A 20951-nucleotide genomic window follows, 5' to 3' on the forward strand; every position below is an offset into this window, starting at 1 on the left:
TCAGGCCTGGCTAACCCGCTCATTCACAACGCATTGTAGGACGTACAGATATGACGGTATGGCTGGTTGTGTCAATCCTCGCGTTGATTCTCAGTCCGCTGGCCTGGCTGCGCCCGTCGCGCAAGCAGAGCGAACAGATGAGCCTGCGCCTGGAGGCCCGGCGCCGGGGGATGGTCATGCAACTGGCCCCTCAGCCGTGGCCGCACTGGATGGAGCGGGACGCGCCGAGCCCGTGCCCGCAATATCACCGTGCCCGCCGCCGGGGGCGTCAGGATCAGTGGTGTTATTGGCAGGTCACGCCAGGCACCTGGCTCGACCGTTGGCGCGAGCCGTGCGCCGATCCGCGGGTGATGGACGTATTGGCGCGCCTGCCCGAGAGCGTCTACAAGTTCGAAGCCGATACGCGCATGATCGCCTTGTGCTGGTCGGAGCGCGGCGACGAGGCGGTGCTGCAAGACATCGCCTGGGCGCTGGAGACCCTGGCCTGAGCGTCTGCACGAGCGAGCGGTCAGCGCTTGAAAGAGAGGCGCCAATGCCGACCTTGTCGCGCGCATGCCTGCTTTCATAGGTGGTTCAGGCACGTTGGCCTGACACACGGTGTGACTGATTTATGGGCCCTGCGGGCCCAATCGCGGCCGGTCCGGCGCCCCGGCAGGGGCCGCACAGGGACCGTGATTGCCTACGCCACTGCGACAGGTAAGCGGCCCCTGTGCCGCGATCGGGCCCACAGGGCCCGCCTGTCTACATGACGTTCCAGGGTAAGCAGACCGCTGCTTGGCCTGGCAACGAACCATCCTCGCCCCCATGCACGCTGACACATTGTCCCTCAGCCGCTATCGTGTCTTGCCAGACATAACGTGACCAAAAGGTCGCAAACCGTCTGCATCCGCCTGCATTTGACAAGCCTCCGCATTTCGGAGAATGTGTGCGCACCCCAAGTCAAACGGGCGTATGAATTGAGCGTTTGTCGGTGAGACGCTCTGCCATGACCCGATTCGCGCGGCGATGGGTGCACCTGGTGCCACGGCAGGCAACGCCCGCCCCACCAGCGGTCGACGCGTAACGTTCAGCTTCCATATTGGAGATCAGTTGATGATTTACGAAGGTAAAGCCATCACGGTTCAGGCGCTCGAAGGCGGCATCGTCGAATTGCGCTTCGACCTCAAGGGTGAGTCCGTCAACAAATTCAACCGCCTGACCCTGGACGAGTTGCGCCAGGCCGTCGAGGCGGTGAAGGCCGACGCTTCCATCAAGGGCGTGATCGTCAGCAGTGGCAAGGAGGTGTTCATCGTCGGTGCCGACATCACCGAGTTCGTCGAGAATTTCAAGCTGCCCGAGGCCGAGCTGGTGGCTGGCAGCCTGGACGTCAACCGGATCTTCAATGCCTTCGAGGACCTGCCGGTACCCACCGTGGCAGCCATCAACGGCATCGCCCTGGGCGGTGGCCTGGAAATGTGCCTGGCGGCCGACTACCGCGTCATGTCGAGCACGGCCAAGATCGGCCTGCCGGAAGTGAAGCTGGGCATCTACCCGGGCTTCGGCGGCACCGTGCGTCTGCCGCGCCTGATCGGTGCCGACAATGCCATCGAGTGGATCGCCGCCGGCAAGGAAAACCGTGCCGAGGATGCGCTGAAAGTAGGCGCTGTCGATGTCGTGGTCGCTCCTGAGCTGCTGCAAGCGGCTGCCCTGGACCTGGTCAAGCGTGCCATCGACGGTGAGCTGGACTACCGGCTCAAGCGCCAGCCCAAGCTGGAAAAGCTCAAGCTCAATGCCATCGAACAGATGATGGCGTTCGAGACTGCCAAGGGCTTCGTCGCCGGGCAGGCCGGGCCGAATTACCCCGCACCGGTCGAGGCGATCAAGAGCATCCAGAAAGCCGCCAACTTCGGTCGTGACAAAGCCCTGGAGATCGAAGCGGCCGGGTTTGCCAAGTTGGCCAAGACCTCGGTCGCCGAGAGCCTGATCGGGCTGTTCCTCAACGATCAGGAGCTCAAGCGCAAGGCCAAGGTCCACGACAAGATCGCCCATGACGTCAAGCAGGCCGCCGTGCTCGGCGCCGGGATCATGGGCGGCGGCATCGCCTACCAGTCGGCGGTCAAAGGCACGCCGATCCTGATGAAGGACATCCGCGAAGAGGCCATTCAGCTCGGCCTGGGCGAAGCGTCCAAACTGCTGGGCAACCGTGTCGAGAAGGGTCGTCTGACCGCCGAGAAGATGGCCGAGGCGCTCAACGCCATTCGCCCGACGCTCTCCTATGGCGACTTCGGTCACGTCGACATCGTGGTCGAGGCCGTGGTCGAGAACCCCAAGGTCAAGCAGGCCGTGCTGGCCGAGGTGGAAGGACAGGTGCGCGAGGATGCGATCCTGGCGTCCAACACCTCCACCATTTCCATCAACCTGCTGGCCCAGGCGCTCAAGCGCCCGGAAAATTTCGTCGGCATGCACTTCTTCAACCCGGTGCACATGATGCCGCTGGTGGAAGTGATCCGCGGCGAAAAGTCCAGCGACGTTGCGGTCGCCACCACCGTCGCCTACGCGCGCAAGATGGGCAAGAACCCCATCGTGGTCAACGACTGCCCGGGCTTTCTGGTCAACCGCGTCCTGTTCCCGTATTTCGGCGGCTTCGCTCGCCTGGTCGGTGCCGGCGTGGACTTCGTGCGCATCGACAAGGTGATGGAGCGCTTCGGCTGGCCGATGGGCCCGGCGTACCTGATGGACGTGGTCGGCATCGACACCGGCCACCACGGTCGTGACGTGATGGCCGAAGGCTTCCCCGACCGCATGAAGGACACCCAGCGTACCGCCATCGATGCCCTCTATGACGCCAAGCGCCTGGGTCAGAAGAACGGCAAGGGTTTCTACGCCTACGAAACCGACAAGCGCGGCAAGCCGAAGAAGGTCGCCGACCCGGCGGTGCTCGACGTGCTGCAGCCGATCATCACCGAGCACCGCGAGCTGAGCGACGAGGACATCGTCAACTGGATGATGATCCCGCTGTGCCTGGAAACCGTGCGCTGCCTGGAAGACGGCATCGTCGAGACCGCCGCCGAGGCCGACATGGGCCTGGTGTACGGCATCGGCTTCCCGCCCTTCCGCGGAGGCGCGCTGCGCTACATCGATTCGATCGGCGTCGCCGAGTTCGTTGCCCTGGCCGACCGCTATGCCGAGCTTGGGCCGCTTTACCAACCCACCGAGAAACTCCGCGACATGGCCCGCACCGGCCAGCGGTTCTTTGGTTGAGCGACCCTTCGAGACTGAGCGAGAGATAACGTATGAGCCTGAATCCAAGAGACGTGGTAATCGTCGACTTCGGTCGCACCCCCATGGGCCGCTCCAAGGGCGGCATGCACCGCAACACCCGGGCCGAAGACATGTCGGCCCACCTGATCACCCAGCTGTTGCAGCGCAACGCCAAGGTCGATCCCAAGGAAGTCGAGGACGTGATCTGGGGCTGCGTCAACCAGACCCTGGAACAGGGCTGGAACATCGCCCGCATGGCCTCGCTGCTGACGCCGATCCCGCACACCAGCGGCGCGCAGACCGTCAGCCGCCTGTGCGGCTCTTCCATGAGTGCGCTGCACACCGCCGCCCAGGCCATCATGACCGGCAACGGCGATGTGTTCGTGGTCGGTGGGGTGGAGCACATGGGGCACGTCAGCATGATGCACGGCGTCGATCCCAACCCGCACCTGTCGCTGCACGCGGCCAAGGCCTCGGGCATGATGGGCCTGACGGCCGAGATGCTGGGCCGGATGCACGGCATCACCCGTGAGCAGCAGGACCTGTTCGGTCTGCGTTCGCATCAGCTGGCGCACAAGGCCACGGTCGAGGGCAAGTTCAAGGACGAGATCATCCCCATGCAGGGGCATGACGAGCAGGGCTTCCTCAAGGTCTTCGACTACGACGAGACCATCCGTCCGGAAACCACCCTCGAAGGCCTGGCCGCGCTCAAGCCGGCGTTCAACCCCAAGGGTGGCACCGTGACAGCAGGGACCTCCTCGCAGATCACCGACGGCGCCTCGTGCATGATCGTGATGTCGGCCCAACGCGCCCAGGACCTGGGCATCCAGCCGATGGCGGTGATCCGCTCGATGGCGGTGGCCGGGGTGGATCCGGCGATCATGGGCTACGGGCCGGTCCCGGCGACCCAGAAAGCGCTCAAGCGCGCCGGTCTGACCATTGCCGACATCGACTTCTTCGAGCTCAACGAAGCCTTCGCCGCGCAGGCCCTGCCGGTGCTCAAGGACCTCAAGGTGCTCGACCAGATGGACGAGAAGGTCAACCTGCACGGTGGCGCAATCGCCCTGGGCCATCCTTTCGGTTGCTCCGGTGCCCGTATTTCAGGCACGCTGCTCAACGTCATGAAGCAGAAGGGCGGCACGCTGGGCGTGGCGACCATGTGCGTCGGCCTGGGCCAAGGCATCACCACGGTGTTCGAACGCGTTTGATCACCGCGGTGTGACCATGACCGGGGCTCGATGCCCCGGTTTTTTTTCGATCTGATTCACGGGAATACAGCATGCACATCCAGCCAGGCATCTATCGTCACTACAAAGGGCCCGAGTACCGCGTGCTCGGCACCGCGCAACACTCTGAAACCGAAGAGTGGCTGGTGTTTTACCAGGCGCTGTATGGTGAGTTCGGCCTGTGGGTGCGCCCATTGGCCATGTTCCAGGAGCAGGTCGAGGTCGATGGGGAATCGGTGGCGCGTTTTGCGCTGATCGAGCCGCAGGAGAGCCCTTTGGCGACACTCGACAAGGCGATCGGTTGAACTCCCGCGCTTGACCTCACTCTGTTGCCACTATATATAGCGGTGCCGCGTCGAGCACCTGGCGCGTTTCTTTTCAGCTTTTCAGGAATAATCCGATCCATGGGCAAATCGCTGGTCATAGTGGAATCCCCGGCCAAGGCCAAGACCATCAACAAGTACTTGGGCAACCAGTACGTGGTGAAGTCGAGTATCGGCCATATCCGCGACCTTCCCACCAGCGGTTCGGCCAGCGCGTCCAAAGAGCCGGCCGCCAAGCGCGGCAAGGCCGCGGCCGACGGGCCGGTCCTGTCGCCGAAGGAAAAGGCCCGCAAGCAGTTGATCAACCGCATGGGCGTCGATCCGGACCATGGCTGGAAAGCCAAGTACGAGATCCTGCCGGGCAAGGAAAAGGTCATCGAAGAGCTGCGGCGTCTGGCCAAGGATGCTGACACCATCTACCTCGCGACCGACCTTGACCGCGAAGGGGAGGCCATCGCCTGGCACCTGCGCGAGGCGATCGGTGGTGATGACAGCCGCTACAAGCGCGTGGTGTTCAACGAGATCACCAAGAAAGCCATCCAGGAGGCCTTCGCCCAACCTGGCGAGCTCGACATCGCCCGGGTCAATGCCCAGCAGGCGCGTCGCTTCCTCGACCGCGTGGTGGGCTACATGGTCTCGCCTCTGCTCTGGTCGAAGATCGCCCGTGGACTGTCGGCCGGGCGCGTGCAATCGGTGGCGGTCAAGCTGGTGGTCGAGCGCGAGCGCGAGATCCGTGCGTTCAACCCTGAGGAATACTGGGAAATCCACGCCGACCTGGGGACCGAGCGCGGCGCCAAGGTGCGCTTCGACGTGGCCCGTGAGAACGGCGAAGCCTTCAGGCCGTTGAACGAGGCGCAGGCCATGGCCGCGCTGGACAAGCTCAAGGCCTCCAGCTACAGCATCGTCAAGCGTGAAGACCGTCCGACCAGCAGCAAGCCGTCGGCGCCGTTCATCACTTCGACCCTGCAGCAGGCGGCGAGCAATCGCCTGGGCTTCGGCGTGAAGAAGACCATGATGATGGCGCAGCGCTTGTACGAAGCGGGCTACATCACCTACATGCGAACCGACTCCACCAACCTGTCGGTCGACGCCGTGAGCATGGCGCGCGAGTACATCGAGCAGGAGTTCGGCAAGCAGTACCTGCCGGAATCGCCCGTGGTCTATGGCAGCAAGGAAGGCGCGCAGGAGGCTCACGAAGCCATTCGCCCGTCCGATGTGAACACGCACCCGAGCAAGCTCAGCGGCATGGAGCGCGATGCCGAGCGCCTTTACGAGCTGATCTGGCGCCAGTTCCTGGCCTGCCAGATGCCGCCGGCGCAATACCTGTCGACCAGCGTGACCGTGGCCGCCGGCGACTTCGAGCTGCGCGCCAAGGGCCGCATTCTCAAGTTCGACGGTTACACCCGTGTCCTGCCGCAGCAGAGCCGTCCTGGCGAGGACGACGTGCTGCCCGAAATGACCAAGGGCGAGACGCTCGAGCTGCTTCAGCTTGATCCGAGCCAGCACTTCACCAAACCACCGGCGCGGTTCACCGAAGCCAGCCTGGTCAAGGAAATGGAAAAGCGCGGCATCGGCCGCCCCTCCACCTATGCAGCGATCATCTCGACCATTCAGGATCGGGGCTACGTGACCTTGCACAACCGTCGTTTCTACTCGGAAAAGATGGGCGACATCGTCACTGAGCGGTTGGGCGAAAGCTTCGCCAACCTGATGGACTACGGCTTCACCGCGGGCATGGAAGAGAACCTCGACGATGTCGCGCAGGGTGAGCGCGACTGGAAGAACGTCCTCGACGAGTTCTACGGCGATTTCAGCAAGAAGCTGCAGCACGCCGAGTCCGCCGAGAGCGGCATGCGTGCCAACCTGCCGACCTTGACCAACATTCCGTGCAAGGAGTGTGGTCGACCGATGATGATCCGCACCGCGTCCACGGGCGTGTTCCTCGGCTGCTCGGGCTACAGCCTGCCGCCCAAGGAGCGCTGCAAGGCGACCGTCAACCTGGTGCCCGGTGACGAGATCGCCGAGGACGACGAGGGTGAGTCGGAATCGCGCGTGTTGCGCAGCAAGCACCGTTGCCCGATCTGCGCCACGGCCATGGATGCCTACCTGCTCGACGAGAAGCACAAGCTGCACATCTGCGGCAACAACCCCGATTGCCCAGGCTATGAGATCGAAGAGGGCAGCTACCGGATCAAGGGCTACGAAGGCCCGAGCATCGAGTGCGACAAGTGCGGCAGCGAGATGCAGCTCAAGACGGGCCGCTTCGGCAAGTTCTTTGGCTGCACCAACCCGGCGTGCAAGAACACCCGCAAGCTGCTCAAGAGTGGTGAGGCGGCGCCGCCGAAGATGGATGCGGTGAAGATGCCGGAACTCAAGTGCGAGAAAGTCGATGACACCTACGTGCTGCGTGATGGCGCCTCGGGCCTGTTCCTGGCGGCCAGCCAGTTCCCGAAGAACCGTGAAACCCGTGCGCCACTGGTGATGGAGATCGTTCCGCACAAGGACGAGATCGACCCCAAGTACCACTTCCTCTGCGAAGCGCCGCAGAAAGACCCTGAGGGCCGCCCGACGGTGATCCGCTACAGCCGCAAGACCAAGGAGCAGTACGTGCAATCCGAGGTCGACGGCAAGCCCACCGGGTGGAAGGCGTTCTACGACGGTGGTGCGTGGAAGGTCGAAGACAAGCGTTGAATCCCTCGGGCGGTCACGTCAGCGTGACCGCCCGCTTTCCTGCCGCTTTCCTCTCGCCTGGTGTTGGGTCGACCTGACCTGTACAGGTCGCATCCACGCTTGCCTGCACGCCGCCTGATCATCGACACTGGCTCATCGCTCGAAGCCCCAGGAGGGCACCGTCATGGCCCAGGAACTCTACACCCGTACCAATCAGAAACTGTTCTTCGCAGGGCTGGCCCTGGAGTCCATGGCCAAGGCCCAGGCGAGCCAGGCCATGAACGCCCAGGGCCTGGTTCAGGCCGAGCGGGAAGCAGCCGTTTTCCACCTGTACGGCGCCTTGCTGGGGTTGTGTCAGGAGATTGCCGGTTTCTACCGTCTGACGCCGTCCGCAGAGCCTCGTGTCGAAACGCTGCTGGCCGAGCCGGCACTGCGTGACCTCGCCATTCCCGAAGTGGCCGAGTTGCTCGAGCTGGCCCACAACCGCGAAACCTGGCTGGCCTGCCTGCTGCGCACCTACAACGGTTTCTACCTGCCGGCGCAGGCGAAGAAGATCCCCAAAGGGGATGTGACCCAGCCCCTGATCCAGGCGGTCAACCTGGATGAGCCGGCATCGCCAACGCTGTCGCGCGAGGATCTGGAGCAGTGGCGCCACAGTTTGAAGGGCGTGGTTCGACGCTTTCGTGACGCGCTCAGTGAGTGCTGAGGGCAACGCTGGCTGTTACAATGCCCGCCTTACGTGGAGAACAGCCTTTTATGTCAACGTCGTTTCTGGAAATTGTCGAATTGCCGGATGGCCGCATCGAGCTGCGCCGTGCTGAAGATGAAGGATCCCTGGTCATCCTGGATTTCTCCGAGGATGCCAAGGTCTTTCTGCAAGGCCAGCATGTCGAAGTCGCCAAGGCAATGTTGAGCGTTGGCGTGCAGATGGCCGGTCGCCTGGTGGAAGGCGAGCTGGAGCAGGAAGAAGGCCCGCGCGTTCTGCATTGAGGCAGTGGGGCCTGGACGCCCCACGCCCGCTTCGAAACGACGCTCGGTTACCGTAAGCGCCCGAGCCTCAGCCGAAGCGAATGTTCAGGCTTTGTGCATTCCCTGTCATGGCCGCGCGAATCAGCTGTTGGCGCGCGGTGGCATTGACGTTGCCCAGCCAGCTCACCACGGTATGGCTACGGCCCAGACGCAAGGCTTCGCTGGCCAGTTGCAAGGCGTTCTGTGTGCCTCTGGGTTGTAGCAGCAGGATACGCTCGCGGTTCAGTCCCGCGTCTCTGAACCACGCATGGGTCAGGCTGACGGGTGGCGCGATGAGCGTCAGCCAGCGTGCATCCTGCTCTTCGCTGAGCTCACGCAGGACTGGCGCGAGCAGGCTCTGGCAGTGGGCCTGCGCACCGCGCAAGGCCAGTTCACTGAAGTGTTCGGGCCGGTACTCGGGGGCGATGGGCTCCCGGGTCTTGAAACCGGGCAGTACCGGCTGTGCCAAGAAGGCTTCGAACAAAGGCAATTGTGTAGGCCTGGCCGATTGTGCGGTGGGTTGCATGGTGCCTCCTGTCAGCGGCGTATCACGCCGACGCTCAAGCCTTCGATCACCAGGTCCTGGTCTTTGAGGTCCACCTCGATGGGCGCGAAGTCCGGGTTCTCCGCCAGCAGCCAGACCTTGGTCCCTTCGCGCTTGAACCGCTTGACCGTGACCTCGTCGCCGATGCGCGCCACGACGATCTGCCCATTGCGGGCTTCGCGACAGGTGTGCACTGCCAGCAGGTCGCCATCGTAGATGCCGACGTCCTTCATGCTCATGCCGTGCACTCGCAGCAGGTAGTCGGCGCGTGGGTGGAAGAATGCAGGGTTGATGTGGCAGGACTGCTCGATGTGCTGCTGGGCCAGGATGGGCGCGCCTGCCGCCACCCGGCCGACGACGGGCAGGCCGGGCTCTTCCTTGGGCTCGGCGCCCGGGATGCGGATACCGCGGGAAGCCCCCGGGGTCATTTCGATAGCGCCCTTTCTGGCCAAGGCCTTGAGGTGCTCTTCGGCAGCATTGGGCGATTTGAACCCCAGCTCTTGTGCGATCTCGGCGCGGGTGGGGGGGAATCCATTGTCTTCAAGGCAGCGCTTGATGAAGGCCAGGATTTCGGCTTGGCGTGGCGTCAGTTTCAGCATGGCGTGGGCTCTGGCTTTTTATACAGTGACTGGGATTATATACAGGGGTGAGGTCGCTGCAAGCACGAACTTGCGAACGGTCGTCCGATTCAGGGGTTCGGGGGAAGAATCAGCGTGCGCCGACGCGCCTTCGGGTTCACTGACTTGGCAGTCACCCGGCCTTGACAGGGGCGGGGGATGAAACGTATGTTTCAAACAACTGTTTGCGGGTGGAAAGGTCATGGCTCAATCGGAAACTGTCGAACGCATTCTCGATGCGGCAGAGCAACTGTTCGCGGAAAAGGGATTCGCAGAAACCTCCTTGCGCCTGATCACCAGCAAGGCCGGTGTCAACCTGGCTGCAGTAAATTACCACTTCGGCTCGAAGAAGGCGCTGATCCAGGCCGTTTTTTCGCGTTTCCTGGGGCCGTTCTGCGCAAGCCTGGAGCGTGAACTCGAGCAGCGACAGGCCCGGCCCGAGCGGCAGGCCAGCCTCGAGGAGCTGCTCGAGCTGCTGGTCGAGCAGGCGCTGGCCGTGCAGCCGCGCAGCAACAACGACCTGTCGATCTTCATGCGCCTGCTCGGGTTGGCGTTCAGCGAAAGCCAGGGACACCTGCGACGTTACCTGGAAGACATGTACGGCAAGGTGTTTCGCCGTTACATGCAGTTGGTGAACGACGCCGCCCCGCGTATTCCCCCCCTCGAACTGTTCTGGCGGGTGCATTTCATGCTGGGTGCCGCCGCCTTCAGCATGTCCGGCATCAAGGCGTTGCGCGCCATTTCCGAAACCGAGTTCGGGGTCGACACGTCCATCGAGCAAGTGATGCGCCTGATGGTGCCGTTCCTCGCTGCGGGCATGCGCGCCGACAGCGGGGTGACCGACCCCGCCATGGCAGCGGCCCAGGTGCGACCCCGCAGCAAATCGACCCCCGCCAAGGCCTGATCCCCCCACGCCGCGTATCGCTGCAGGGCTGGGCGTTGCCGCCTGGCTCGGATAAGCTGCGCGGCGGCGCTTTTTCGTTCGCGGCAGGCGCCTCTCCATTCTCGTACGTTGCGTTTCGCGCTAAGGATTCCACATGCCCAATGGCCTGCAAGGCTCACTGATGGTTGACATCGCCGGTACCTGGCTGACCGCCGAAGACCGGCATCTGCTGCGTCAACCCGAAGTGGCAGGCTTGATCATCTTTGCACGCAACATCGACAGCCCGCGGCAGGTACGTGAATTGTGCGCGTCCATCCGCGCCGTGCGCCCCGATCTGATCCTGGCCGTCGACCAGGAGGGAGGGCGGGTCCAGCGTCTGCGCCAAGGTTTCGTTCGGTTGCCCGCCATGCGCGCCCTCGGCGAATGCGCCAATGCCGCGTCGTTGGCCGAAGCCTGTGGCTGGCTGATGGCGACCGAAGTGCTGGCCGTGGGCCTGGACCTGAGCTTCGCACCCGTGCTCGACCTCGATCATCAGCGCAGCGCCGTGGTCGGCAGCCGCGCCTTCGAAGGGTCGCCGCAACGCGTGGTGGAGCTGGCCGGCGCGTTCATTCGCGGGATGGGGGCAGCGGGCATGGCGGCCTGTGGCAAGCATTTCCCCGGGCATGGCTGGGCCGAGGCGGATTCGCACGTGGCCATTCCGACCGACGAGCGTGGCCTGGAGACGCTACGCGCCGTCGACATGCTGCCGTTCGCCCGGCTGGGCGGTCAACTGGCGGCCGTGATGCCGGCGCATGTCATCTATCCTCAGGTCGATGGCCAGCCGGCAGGTTTTTCGCGCCGTTGGTTGCAGGACATCCTGCGCGGTGAGCTGGGCTTCGAGGGTGTGATCTTCAGCGACGACCTGTCGATGGCCGGTGCCCACGTGGTCGGCGATGCAGCCAGCCGTATCGAAGCTGCGCTCACGGCCGGCTGCGACATGGGGCTGGTCTGCAATGACCGTGCAGCGGCCGAGCTGGCCTTGTCCGCTGCCCAGCGTCTCGGCGTCAAACCTTCGCCCCGTATCGCACGCATGCGCGGCCGTGGCACCGCAGGTACCGACTACCGTGCACAGCCGCGCTGGCTGGCCGCCTTGACGGCGCTCAAGGAGGCTGGCCTGGTCGACTGAGGCTGCGGTCAGGTGGCCGGATGAGCCTGCCGGCACGGCTGAACCGACTCGTGCCTCCCTGGGTCTATCCCAGCGGTAAATCCCTGAGGACCAAGGCATGCGCGGCAAGAACCTGACCCTGATGGCACTGGCCATCCTGCTGTGCCAGCCGGCGCTGGGGCGTGAGTATCGCTACAGTGACGCCCACCTGCATTACGTGGATTTCTTTCAGGAAAGCGAAGGCATGCCAGCGCTGCTGAAGGCCATGGACGCTGCTGGCATCGAACACTCGATGATCTCGGGCATTCCGGTGGCGAAGAAGTGGCACGAGGACGAGCCCAAGCGTCCGCGTTATTACGCCGGGGACGATGCGGCGGCGTACTGGTACAGCGCCACGGATGTGTACGTGGCGGCTGCCCTGCAGGGGCTGTCGCCCGAGCAGCGTCGGCGCTTTCATCCCTTTCTGAGCGGCTTCAACCCTGTCGACAAGAATGCGGCTGCCCATGTCGAGCGCATGCTCGACCTGTATCCGGACCTGTGGCAGGGCCTGGGCGAGGTCTTCACGCGGCATGACGACCTGACGGCCCTGACCAGCGGCGATACGCCACGCGCCAACAACGAGGCGATGGACCTGATCTACGCGTTGGTCGCCAAGCGTGACCTGCCCGTGCTGGTGCACTCGAACATCACCTCCAAGCGCGAGCGCAACCCGTTGTACCTGGCCGAGATCGAAGAACCGCTGGGCAAGCACCCGAACACGCGCTTCATCTGGGCCCATGCCGGTGCCAGCCTGGAAATCCACCGTCACCAGACGCAGATGGATTTCCTGTTGCCCGAGCTCACGCGGTTGCTGGAACAGCATGCCAACCTGTTCATCGACCTGTCCTGGAGCGTGCGTGAACCCTATCTGCTGGACGAGCAGGGCAAGCCTCGCCAGGCCTGGGTCGACCTGGTCAAGCGTTTTCCCGATCGCTTCATGCTGGGCTCGGACGTGGTCGGGCGCTTCGACAGCCTGGGTGAGCAGATGCACGGCTTCGACGTGTTCCTCGATGCGCTGCCCGAGCCCGTGGCGCGCCAGGTCGCCAAGGACAATTTCCTGGCGCTGCTGCCCAAGGCCAGGTGACCTGTCGCAGGCAGGCTGAAACGCAAACGCCCCGCCTGTTTCGCGTGAGCAGGGTGCTCAGGTCGCGAACCAGGCGGGGCGTTGCGTGTTACCGGAGGGCTGTTACTGACCCTGCCAGCGCTTGAGTACCAGCGTGGCGTTGGTCCCGCCGAAACCGAAGCTGTTGCTCATGACCGTGTCGATCTTGGCGTTTTCCTCGGTTTTGCGAAGGATCGGCAGATCGGCGACCTCGGGGTCCAGCGCGTCGATGTTGGCCGAGCCGGCGATGAAGTTGTTCTCCATCATCAGCATGCAGTAGATGGCCTCATGTACGCCGGCAGCGCCCAGCGAGTGACCGGACAGGCTCTTGGTCGAGCTGATCTTCGGTGCCTTGTCGCCGAACAGTTCGCGCACGCCCTTCATCTCGGCGACGTCGCCCACCGGCGTGGAGGTGCCGTGGGTGTTCAGGTAGTCGATCGGTGCGTCGACGGTGGACAGGGCCATCTGCATGCAGCGCACGGCGCCTTCACCGCTTGGGGCGACCATGTCGTAACCGTCGGAGGTGGCACCGTAGCCCACGATTTCGGCGTAGATCTTCGCGCCACGGGCCAGGGCGTGCTCGAGCTCCTCGACCACGACCATGCCACCGCCACCGGCGATGACGAAGCCGTCGCGGTCCGCATCGTAGGCACGCGAGGCCAGTTCAGGCGTCTCGTTGCGCTTGCTCGACAGGGCGCCCATGGCATCGAACAGGAACGACTGGCTCCAGTGCTCTTCTTCGCCGCCGCCGGCGAAGACGATGTCCTGCTTGCCCATCTGGATCTGCTCCATGGCGGTGCCGATGCAGTGCGCGCTGGTGGCGCAAGCCGAGGCGATGGAGTAGTTCAGGCCCTTGATCTTGAAAGGCGTGGCCAGGCAGGCCGAAACCGTGCTGCTCATGGTGCGGGTGACCCGGTACGGGCCGACACGCTTGACGCCTTTCTCGCGCAGGATATCCAGCGCTTCCATCTGGTTCAGGGTCGATGCGCCGCCGGAGCCGGCGATCAGACCGGTGCGCGGGTTCGACACCTGCTCTTCGCTCAGGCCCGAGTCCTTGATCGCGTCGGCCATCGCCAGGTAGGCGTAGGCGGCGGCGTGACCAACGAAGCGGAAGACCTTGCGGTCGATCAGTTCTTCGAGGTTGAGGTCGATCGAGCCGGACACCTGGCTACGCAGCCCCATTTCCTTGTATTCCGGGTTGAAACGAATGCCCGGACGGCTGTTGCGCAGGTTTTCGGTGACGGTAGCTTTGTCATTGCCCAGGCACGACACGATGCCCAGACCAGTGATAACGACGCGGCGCATGCGAATAACCCTTAGAAGTTTTCAGTGGAGGTGAACACGCCGACCCGCAGGCCTTCGGCAGTGTAGATCTCGCGGCCGTCGACGCTGACCGAACCATCGGCGATGGCCATGTTCAGCTTGCCTTTGAGCACGCGCTTGATGTGAATGTTGTAGGTCACGTTCTTGGCGGTCGGCAGGACCTGGCCGAAGAATTTCACCTCGCCCGAACCCAGCGCACGGCCACGGCCCGGCAGGCCCTGCCAGCCGAGGAAGAAACCGACCAGCTGCCACATGGCATCCAGGCCCAGGCAGCCTGGCATCACCGGGTCGCCCTCGAAATGGCAGGCGAAGAACCACAGGTCAGGATTGATGTCCAGCTCGGCGACCAGCTCACCCTTGCCATACTTGCCACCTTCGGCACTGATGTGCGTGATGCGGTCGACCATCAGCATGTTGGGGGCGGGCAGTTGCGCATTACCTGGGCCGAACAGCTCACCGCGACTGCAGCGCAGCAGGTCTTCCCGGGTAAAGGCGTTTTGTTTGGTCATGCGAGCTCCTCAATAATCCCCAAGGTGGCGGGGGGCAATCTTCCCGGCCTGGCCCGAGCGTGTGAGCATCGGGTCGGCAGCCTACAGGTAGACTATTGCGTTGTGGTGAAAGTCACAGTGGATCGGTGATCCAGTACAAGTGTGCACTGAAAAGACGTATTTTCAGGCGCGACGTGCATCCTGTCCAGTCTTTAAGACTGCCGCACTTTAGCATTTATCGCCAGTCGCGGCAGTCCCGGCGGGCGTCCAGCGATCGAGCACACGTCGCAAATCACTGCGCTGGAAGGGTTTGCCCAGGTAGTCGTCCATGCCTGCATCCAGGCAGCGCTGGCGATCGCCCTGCAAGGCGCTGGCCGTCAGCGCGATGATCGGTACCTGCTGACCATGGGGCAAGTGTCGGATGCGCCGTGTCGCAGCGAAGCCATCGATGCCGGGCAAGCGACAATCCATCAGGATCGCGTCGAAGCGCTGCTGCGTGACGGCGTCGATCGCCTGCTGCCCATCGCTGGCGATCTGGGTGCGGTAGCCCAGGCTGTGCAGCATGGCGAGCGTCACGGTCTGGTTCACGGCATTGTCCTCGACCACCAGCACCTCGCGGTCCTGCGCCAGTGCGGTTTCGCCTTCGGCAGGCTCGCCGAAGGCGGCGTCGACGGGGGCCAGGCGCAGGGGCAACGTCAGCATGAACGTCGACCCCTGGTGCTCACGGCTCTGCGCCTGCAGCTGGCCGCCCATGCATTCGGCGAGCGTACGGGCGATCGACAGGCCCAGGCCGGTCCCTCCATAACGCCGGGAAATCGAACTGTCCGCCTGCTGGAAGGCCACGAACATCGCCTCCAGGCGTGAAGGGTCGATGCCGATACCCGTGTCGCGTACCGTGCAGGTCAGCTCGACGGTGCGGGCCGTGAGCGGCTGGCACCGCACGTCGACGGTGACTCGACCTTGCTCGGTGAATTTAAGCGCATTGCCGATCAGGTTCAGCAGGATCTGCCGGATACGGGTCGGGTCGCCAACGACCCGTAGTGCGTCTACCCCGTCGGCCAGATGCGTCTCCAGGTGCAGGTCGCGGGCACGCGCCAGGTGCTGGAAGGCGTGCACGCAACGGGTGACCAGTTCGCCTGGTGCGAACTCGACCGACTCCAGCGCCACGCCCGTGCGCTCCAGCCGAGAAAAATCAAGAATATCGTTGATGACCTTGAGCAGGTGGCCGGTCGATTCACTGGCGACCGTGGTGTATTCGGCCTGTTCGCGGGTCAGGGACGTGGTCTGCAGCAATTGCAGCATGCCCAGCACGCCGTTCATCGGTGTGCGCAGCTCGTGGCTCATCATGGCCAGGAAGTCGGACTTGGCGCGGTTGGCCTGTTCGGCTTCCTCACGCGCCTGGACCAATTGGGCGATCGCTTGCTGCTGTTCGCGGCTGGCATGGTCCAGGGCGCTGGCCAGGCTGTTGATGTGGCGCGCCAGGCGGCCCAGCTCGGTGTCGTCCAGCACGGGCAGGGGCGTGTCGAAGTCGCCTTGTTGAAGCGCCTTGACGGTCTGCGCCATGTCGCTGATCGGTTGGGCCAGGCTACGCGCCAGGCGCCGGGCGAGCACGAAGGTGAATGCCAGTGCACACAGCGCCAGGATGATCGCCTTGATGACGATTTCCTGCTGGCGCTCGTTGAACGCATCGTCCGACATGCCGACGATCACACGGCCCAGGTAGTCGTCACCCACCTGGGGCGGGGGGGATTTGCCCTGGCCCAGGAAATCGTTGTCCAGGGCGATGCGCTGTAGGCGGATCGGCGCCTGGAAGACTTCGACGCGTTGCGGCCGCTGGTTGCCCTCACCGGGCTGTTCGACATAGGTCAGGATGTGGTTGCGGCTGTCCTGCACTTCGAGAAAGCGCACATGCGGGATGCTCAGGGTCGCGCGCATCAGGCTGTCGAGCACCTGGCTGTTGCCGGAGATCACCCCGTATTCCGACGCCGGCGCCAGTTGGCTGGCGATCAGCTGTCCGGTGTGATTGAGCTCTTGACGCAAGTCCTGAATGCGCACGAAGGTGAAGAAGCCGATCAGCAGCAAGGTCAGCAGCAGGGCCGGTCCCAGGCTGATGATCTGCGTGCGCGTCTGGATGTTCCAATTCAGGCGTAGGCTCATGGAGGCGTGCCTTCTTCTGCCAGGGCCAGCTCGGCAGCCGTCGTGTCGATGGGGCTCAGGCCAAGCGCCCGGGCCACCTGTTGATTGCCCAGCACACCGAAGTGGGCGGGGTAATGGCTGCGTGGCCAGGTCGTTGGTGGCTGGTCCAGCAAGAAGTCGAGCTCGCTCAGCCAGTCCTGCTGGTCGCTGTAGGTGGTGGCCAGTGCGCCGGCCCGCACGAAGCCGGCACTGGGTCCGATGAGCGCCAATTGCCGGCCATAGCTGCTCAGCAGCACGTTCTTCGCGGTCTTGGAATTGTAGACATCGGGATCGTCCAGACCGAGCAGGACGTCACTGCTGGCCAAGACCTGCTGCAGCGGGCGATTGTCGGTCGGCTGTGGCCAAGGCTGGGCCACGATTTCCAGGTCGAGCGGTGCGGCGGCGCGGTTGAGTTCAGCCAGCAGAAAGCCGCTATCGTCGCCGTGCAGCACGCCGATCCGGCGTGCCGTCGGCAGCAGATAGCGCACCAGACGCAGTTGCCGGTCCAGCGGTGGATCGCTCCACAGCAGGCTGAGAAACCCTGGCCGCGTCGAGCCCAGGCGGCGTTGCGCCTGGACACGGCTGACGCGCAGGGCGAGGGCCGATGGGCCGGCGCTTTCGCCCAGCCGCCAGTCGAGGGCGTCGGCATCGAGCAGGATCAAGCGCGTCTCTGGCATGAGCCGGGCGGGGCGGGGCAGCTGCGTCACGGTTTCGAAGCGCACGTGGTCGGCCGGGCGACGCGCTTGCAGGGCATCGGTGAACGCCCGCATGCTGGGTTCCTCGCGGGCGCCTACCACCAGCACCTCGTGCGCCGATAGCGCGCCCAGCGGGCAGACCCATGTCAGCAGGGCTGCACACACCCAGCGCTTCATCAGAACTGCAGCTCCGCGCTGAAGCTCAACCGCCGGCGACTGTCGTAGCGGTTCTGCACGAGCGTGGTCGGCTCGTCGTCCAGCCGTTGTTGTCAGAGTGCGGCCAGTTCGAGGCGGGTGCCCTGCCATTGCAGGCGCTTGGCCAGACGCAGGTCGGCGCGTTCGTAGCGGTAGCCATTGAGCGCGTCGTCGCCGAGGTAGAACAGCCCGCTCGACCAGCCGTCACCCCATTCGCGCAGCCAGGCGACCGAACCACTGTTGCGTGCCGTGAGTTGGCGATCGGCAGGATTGCTGGCCCAGGCGTCGACGTAGGCGTAGGTCACCCGCAGCCGGTCTTCGAGGGTCGCCTGCCAGTCGAGCTGCGCCTCGCTCCCGGTGAACCGCGCGCGGTTGGCGTTGCTGGCGATGTACTGGTTGTTGCGCAAGGGTTCGCTGATCATGCCGGTGATCTGGTCATGGAACAGCTTGAGGTCGACGTTCAGGTCCAGGGCGGTGAAGTAGCCGTTGTAGCCGATCTCGCGCGAGCGCATGCGCTCCTGCTCCAGGTCGCCCGGCCCACGTGTCTTGACGAAGTACTCGGCCTGTCGCTGGCCGAACGCGGCAGGGGTCAGGTGGTTGACCCGGTAGCTCCAGTTGACGTTGTTCTCGAACATGTCCGGTGAGCGCACCGCCTCGGCGTATACCAGACGCAGGCCGTGCCGCGGGTTGATCAGGTAATTGAGCGCCACACGGGGTGTGAACGACTCCCCGGACAGGCGGCTGTCCTCGAGCATGGCGCCTCCTTGGAGAATCCAGCGGTCGTCGAGGCGCCATTCCAGTTGGCCGAACGCCCGCCAGGTCTGGTCGTCCAGGCTGCCGTCGAAGTAAGTCTGCGAGTCGGCACGGTCGTAGCGGTAGCCTAACCCGCTGAGCAGTCGCAGGCTGTCGGTGAGGCTCAGGGTGTCTTGCAGCTCCAGGTCATAGCGCGACTCGCGGGTGCTCTGGTCGACATCGCCACAGACCACCTGGCTGCCGCCCTGGTGGTCCCACTGGTCCTTGACCTGATCGCGCAGCGCCTGGCGTACCGGGTCGGAACTGTCGGGCGGGTTGGCGATGCCACGGGCGACCTGCTCGGCGAAGCCGGGGTCCAACTGCCAGAGGCGAGTCAGCTCCGGGCTGAACGACAGCGCGGCATCGCAGGCTCGCCAGAGCTGGCGTCGCTCGAAGCGCTGTGCGGAGGCTTGTACATGCAGGCTGTGCCGTGGGTCGAAGTCGATGTTCCAGCGCAACGAGCCCGCATAGTCGTCGGCCTCGACGTCCGCATCCTTGCCGGCAGCGGCGACGTTGGGAAAGACGGCCTGGTAGGTGTAGGGCCGTTGATTGCTGCCATGCTTGGCCGCGAGCTGCCAGTCGAGGCGCTGCCCAGGTGCCAGGGCCTGGCTGGCGCTAAGGTTGAAGCGGGTCAGGCGTCGGCTGTCGCGGTAGTCATGGCCGGACGCATCGTGGTCGAAGCCGTCGTCCGCCGCACCCGACAGCGACAGCCGTGCGTCGCCGCCGTCCCAGCCCAGCCCCTGACTGGCATACCAGTCGGCGATCCCGTTCTGGCCACGGGTCACCTTCATTCGGGTGCCATGGCTGTCGGCAGGATGGAGGGTGAGGATGTTCACCACCGCCATCAACGCATTGGCGCCGTAGCTGACCGTGTTCGGCCCGCGAAAGACCTCGATGCGTTCGATATCTTCGAGGGCGACGGGAATGTCGCTCCAGTCCACAGTCGCCAAGCCGGCGCGATACACCGAGCGACCATCGATCAGCACCTGCATGCGACGCGCATCGCTGACGTTGCTGCCGTGGTAGTTGACGGTCGGCTGGTTGCCGGCGCCATAGCCGATCATCATGCCTGGCACCAGTCGCATGAGTTCGGGAATGTCCCGGGCGCCACTGGCGTGGATCAGTGCGCTGTCGAGCACGGTCATGCTGCCGGGCACCGTGGCCGGTGACTGTCTGAGCCGCGTCGCGGTCAGCACCTCGGGCAGCGCCTGGTCGTCGACGAACAGGTCATCGGCCAGCGTCGGCCCGCACAGGGCAGCGGCCAGCAGGAGGGATCGGGAAGGAAAGCCTGCGCGCACGGTGTGATCTTGGTCAGTGTGAGGGCGGGCATGTTAACCGACGTGGCCGCTTTTGCCAGCGCCGCCCAGCGGCGATTGTCGCTGGCCCTGCCGTGCAGGCTCCGTATAATGCCCCCATCACCTATCGACAGCGCTTTTGACGGATGGAACATGACTGGACAGCAAGCTGTAGCGGTGTTGGGGGGAGGAAGTTTCGGCACGGCCGTGGCGAACCTGCTGGCTGAAAACGGGGTGCACGTGCTGCAGTGGATGCGTGACCCGGTGCAAGCCGAGGCCATGCGTACTCACCGTGAGAATCCTCGCTATCTCAAGGGCATCCGCTTGCACGACGACGTCGAGCCGGTCACTGACCTGCTGAACACGCTACAGGCCTGCAACCTGGTGTTCGTCGCGTTGCCCTCGAGCGCGCTGCGCAGCGTGCTGGCGCCCCACGCCGCCCTGCTCGACGGACGCATGCTGGTCAGTCTGACCAAGGGCATCGAGGCGCACAGCTTCAAGCTGATGAGCCAGATCCTCGAAGAGATCGCGCCCAAGGCGCGGATCGGCGTGCTGTCCGGCCCCAACCTGGCGCGCGAGATCGCCGAACAGGCCCTCACCGCCACGGTCGTGGCGAGCGAGGACGAGGCCCTCTGCCAACGCGTCCAGGCGGTGTTGCACGGGCGTACTTTCCGTGTCTATGCCAGTGCCGACCGGCATGGCGTCGAACTGGGCGGTGCGCTGAAGAACGTGTACGCCATCATCGCCGGCATGGCCGTGGCCTTGGGGATGGGCGAAAACACCAAGAGCATGCTCATCACCCGTGCACTGGCCGAGATGACGCGCTTCGCGGTCAGCCAGGGCGCCAACCCCATGACGTTCATGGGCCTGGCAGGGGTGGGCGACCTGATCGTCACCTGTTCGTCGCCAAAGAGCCGCAATTACCAGGTCGGTCATGCCTTGGGGCAGGGGTTGAGCCTGGACGATGCCGTCAGCCGACTGGGCGAGGTGGCCGAGGGCGTCAACACGCTCAAGGTGCTCAAGGCCAAGGCCGAGGCGCTCGAGGTGTACATGCCGCTGGTCGCCGGGCTGCACGCGATCCTCTTCGAGGGGCGGACCCTCGACCAGGTGATCGAGTGGTTGATGCGCGCCGAACCCAAGACCGATGTCGACTTCATCTCCACCAGCGATTTCAACTGATCTTTGGAGCCCC

17 protein-coding genes and 1 pseudogene are annotated in these 20951 nt (G+C 64.4%); 11 read left to right on the forward strand and 7 right to left on the reverse strand.

Annotated features, from left to right (window positions below):
- Nucleotides 1-50: 50 nt before the first annotated feature.
- From G7007_RS14840 to G7007_RS14870, 7 genes are all read left to right on the forward strand, one after another.
- On the forward strand, nt 51-488 hold the full coding sequence (locus G7007_RS14840) for a hypothetical protein (RefSeq protein ID WP_181102835.1): 438 nt from the start codon (nt 51-53) through the stop codon (nt 486-488).
- 604 nt (nt 489-1092) lie between these two features.
- Nucleotides 1093-3240, forward strand: coding sequence for a fatty acid oxidation complex subunit alpha FadB (fadB, locus tag G7007_RS14845; protein ID WP_181102837.1), 2148 nt, complete (start codon nt 1093-1095; stop codon nt 3238-3240).
- Nucleotides 3241-3272: 32 nt separating this feature from the next.
- Nucleotides 3273-4448, forward strand: a complete 1176-nt coding sequence (gene fadA, locus G7007_RS14850) for an acetyl-CoA C-acyltransferase FadA (RefSeq protein WP_181102839.1) — start codon at nt 3273-3275, stop codon at nt 4446-4448.
- A 71-nt stretch (nt 4449-4519) separates the two neighbouring features.
- Nucleotides 4520-4771 (forward strand): DUF1653 domain-containing protein, encoded by a 252-nt coding sequence (locus G7007_RS14855; RefSeq protein ID WP_181102841.1) that lies wholly within the window; start codon nt 4520-4522, stop codon nt 4769-4771.
- A 99-nt stretch (nt 4772-4870) separates the two neighbouring features.
- Nucleotides 4871-7480, forward strand: coding sequence for a type I DNA topoisomerase (gene topA, locus G7007_RS14860; protein ID WP_181102843.1), 2610 nt, complete (start codon nt 4871-4873; stop codon nt 7478-7480).
- A 163-nt stretch (nt 7481-7643) separates the two neighbouring features.
- Nucleotides 7644-8165, forward strand: coding sequence for a DUF6586 family protein (locus G7007_RS14865; protein ID WP_181102845.1), 522 nt, complete (start codon nt 7644-7646; stop codon nt 8163-8165).
- A gap of 50 nt (nt 8166-8215) precedes the next feature.
- On the forward strand, nt 8216-8449 hold the full coding sequence (locus G7007_RS14870; protein ID WP_060393276.1) for a hypothetical protein: 234 nt from the start codon (nt 8216-8218) through the stop codon (nt 8447-8449).
- A 67-nt stretch (nt 8450-8516) separates the two neighbouring features.
- Here the strand turns inward: G7007_RS14870 and sulA are convergent, their stop codons facing one another.
- A complete protein-coding gene (gene sulA, locus G7007_RS14875; protein WP_181102847.1) occupies nt 8517-8993 on the reverse strand; it encodes an SOS-induced cell division inhibitor SulA in 477 nt (158 codons plus the stop codon).
- Nucleotides 8994-9004: 11 nt separating this feature from the next.
- Nucleotides 9005-9610, reverse strand: coding sequence for a transcriptional repressor LexA (gene lexA / locus G7007_RS14880; RefSeq protein ID WP_181102849.1), 606 nt, complete (start codon nt 9608-9610; stop codon nt 9005-9007).
- Nucleotides 9611-9830: 220 nt separating this feature from the next.
- Here lexA and G7007_RS14885 point away from each other — a divergent pair, with 220 nt between their 5' ends.
- From G7007_RS14885 to G7007_RS14895, 3 genes are all read left to right on the forward strand, one after another.
- Nucleotides 9831-10532, forward strand: a complete 702-nt coding sequence (locus G7007_RS14885) for a TetR/AcrR family transcriptional regulator (protein WP_181102851.1) — start codon at nt 9831-9833, stop codon at nt 10530-10532.
- Nucleotides 10533-10677: 145 nt separating this feature from the next.
- Entirely contained in the window at nt 10678-11676 is a 999-nt protein-coding gene (gene nagZ / locus G7007_RS14890; protein WP_181102870.1) for a beta-N-acetylhexosaminidase, read from the forward strand.
- 97 nt (nt 11677-11773) lie between these two features.
- Nucleotides 11774-12778: an amidohydrolase family protein gene (locus G7007_RS14895; protein ID WP_181102853.1), complete on the forward strand. Its 1005-nt coding sequence runs from the start codon at nt 11774-11776 to the stop codon at nt 12776-12778.
- A 102-nt stretch (nt 12779-12880) separates the two neighbouring features.
- Here the strand turns inward: G7007_RS14895 and fabB are convergent, their stop codons facing one another.
- The 5 genes and pseudogenes from fabB to G7007_RS14920 all read right to left on the reverse strand — a co-directional run bounded on the left by fabB (nt 12881) and on the right by G7007_RS14920 (nt 19762).
- A complete protein-coding gene (gene fabB / locus G7007_RS14900) occupies nt 12881-14101 on the reverse strand; it encodes a beta-ketoacyl-ACP synthase I (RefSeq protein WP_181102854.1) in 1221 nt (406 codons plus the stop codon).
- An 11-nt stretch (nt 14102-14112) separates the two neighbouring features.
- Nucleotides 14113-14628, reverse strand: a complete 516-nt coding sequence (fabA, locus tag G7007_RS14905; RefSeq protein ID WP_181102855.1) for a 3-hydroxyacyl-[acyl-carrier-protein] dehydratase FabA — start codon at nt 14626-14628, stop codon at nt 14113-14115.
- A 207-nt stretch (nt 14629-14835) separates the two neighbouring features.
- Complete coding sequence (locus G7007_RS14910) at nt 14836-16764, reverse strand: ATP-binding protein (protein WP_181102856.1); 1929 nt, start codon at nt 16762-16764, stop codon at nt 14836-14838.
- Nucleotides 16761-17654, reverse strand: a complete 894-nt coding sequence (locus G7007_RS14915; protein WP_181102857.1) for an ABC transporter substrate-binding protein — start codon at nt 17652-17654, stop codon at nt 16761-16763. Before G7007_RS14915 ends, G7007_RS14910 begins: the two co-directional genes overlap by 4 nt.
- A pseudogene (locus tag G7007_RS14920) lies at nt 17654-19762 on the reverse strand (TonB-dependent receptor plug domain-containing protein). Before G7007_RS14920 ends, G7007_RS14915 begins: the two are co-directional and overlap by 1 nt.
- Nucleotides 19763-19912: 150 nt before the next feature.
- On the opposite strand from G7007_RS14920, the gene G7007_RS14925 reads away from it, so the two are divergent.
- Nucleotides 19913-20938 (forward strand): NAD(P)H-dependent glycerol-3-phosphate dehydrogenase, encoded by a 1026-nt coding sequence (locus tag G7007_RS14925; protein WP_181102858.1) that lies wholly within the window; start codon nt 19913-19915, stop codon nt 20936-20938.
- Nucleotides 20939-20951 lie beyond the last annotated feature (13 nt).

The sequence above is a fragment of the Pseudomonas entomophila genome (assembly GCF_013523125.1).
Taxonomy (GTDB): domain Bacteria; phylum Pseudomonadota; class Gammaproteobacteria; order Pseudomonadales; family Pseudomonadaceae; genus Aquipseudomonas; species Aquipseudomonas entomophila_B.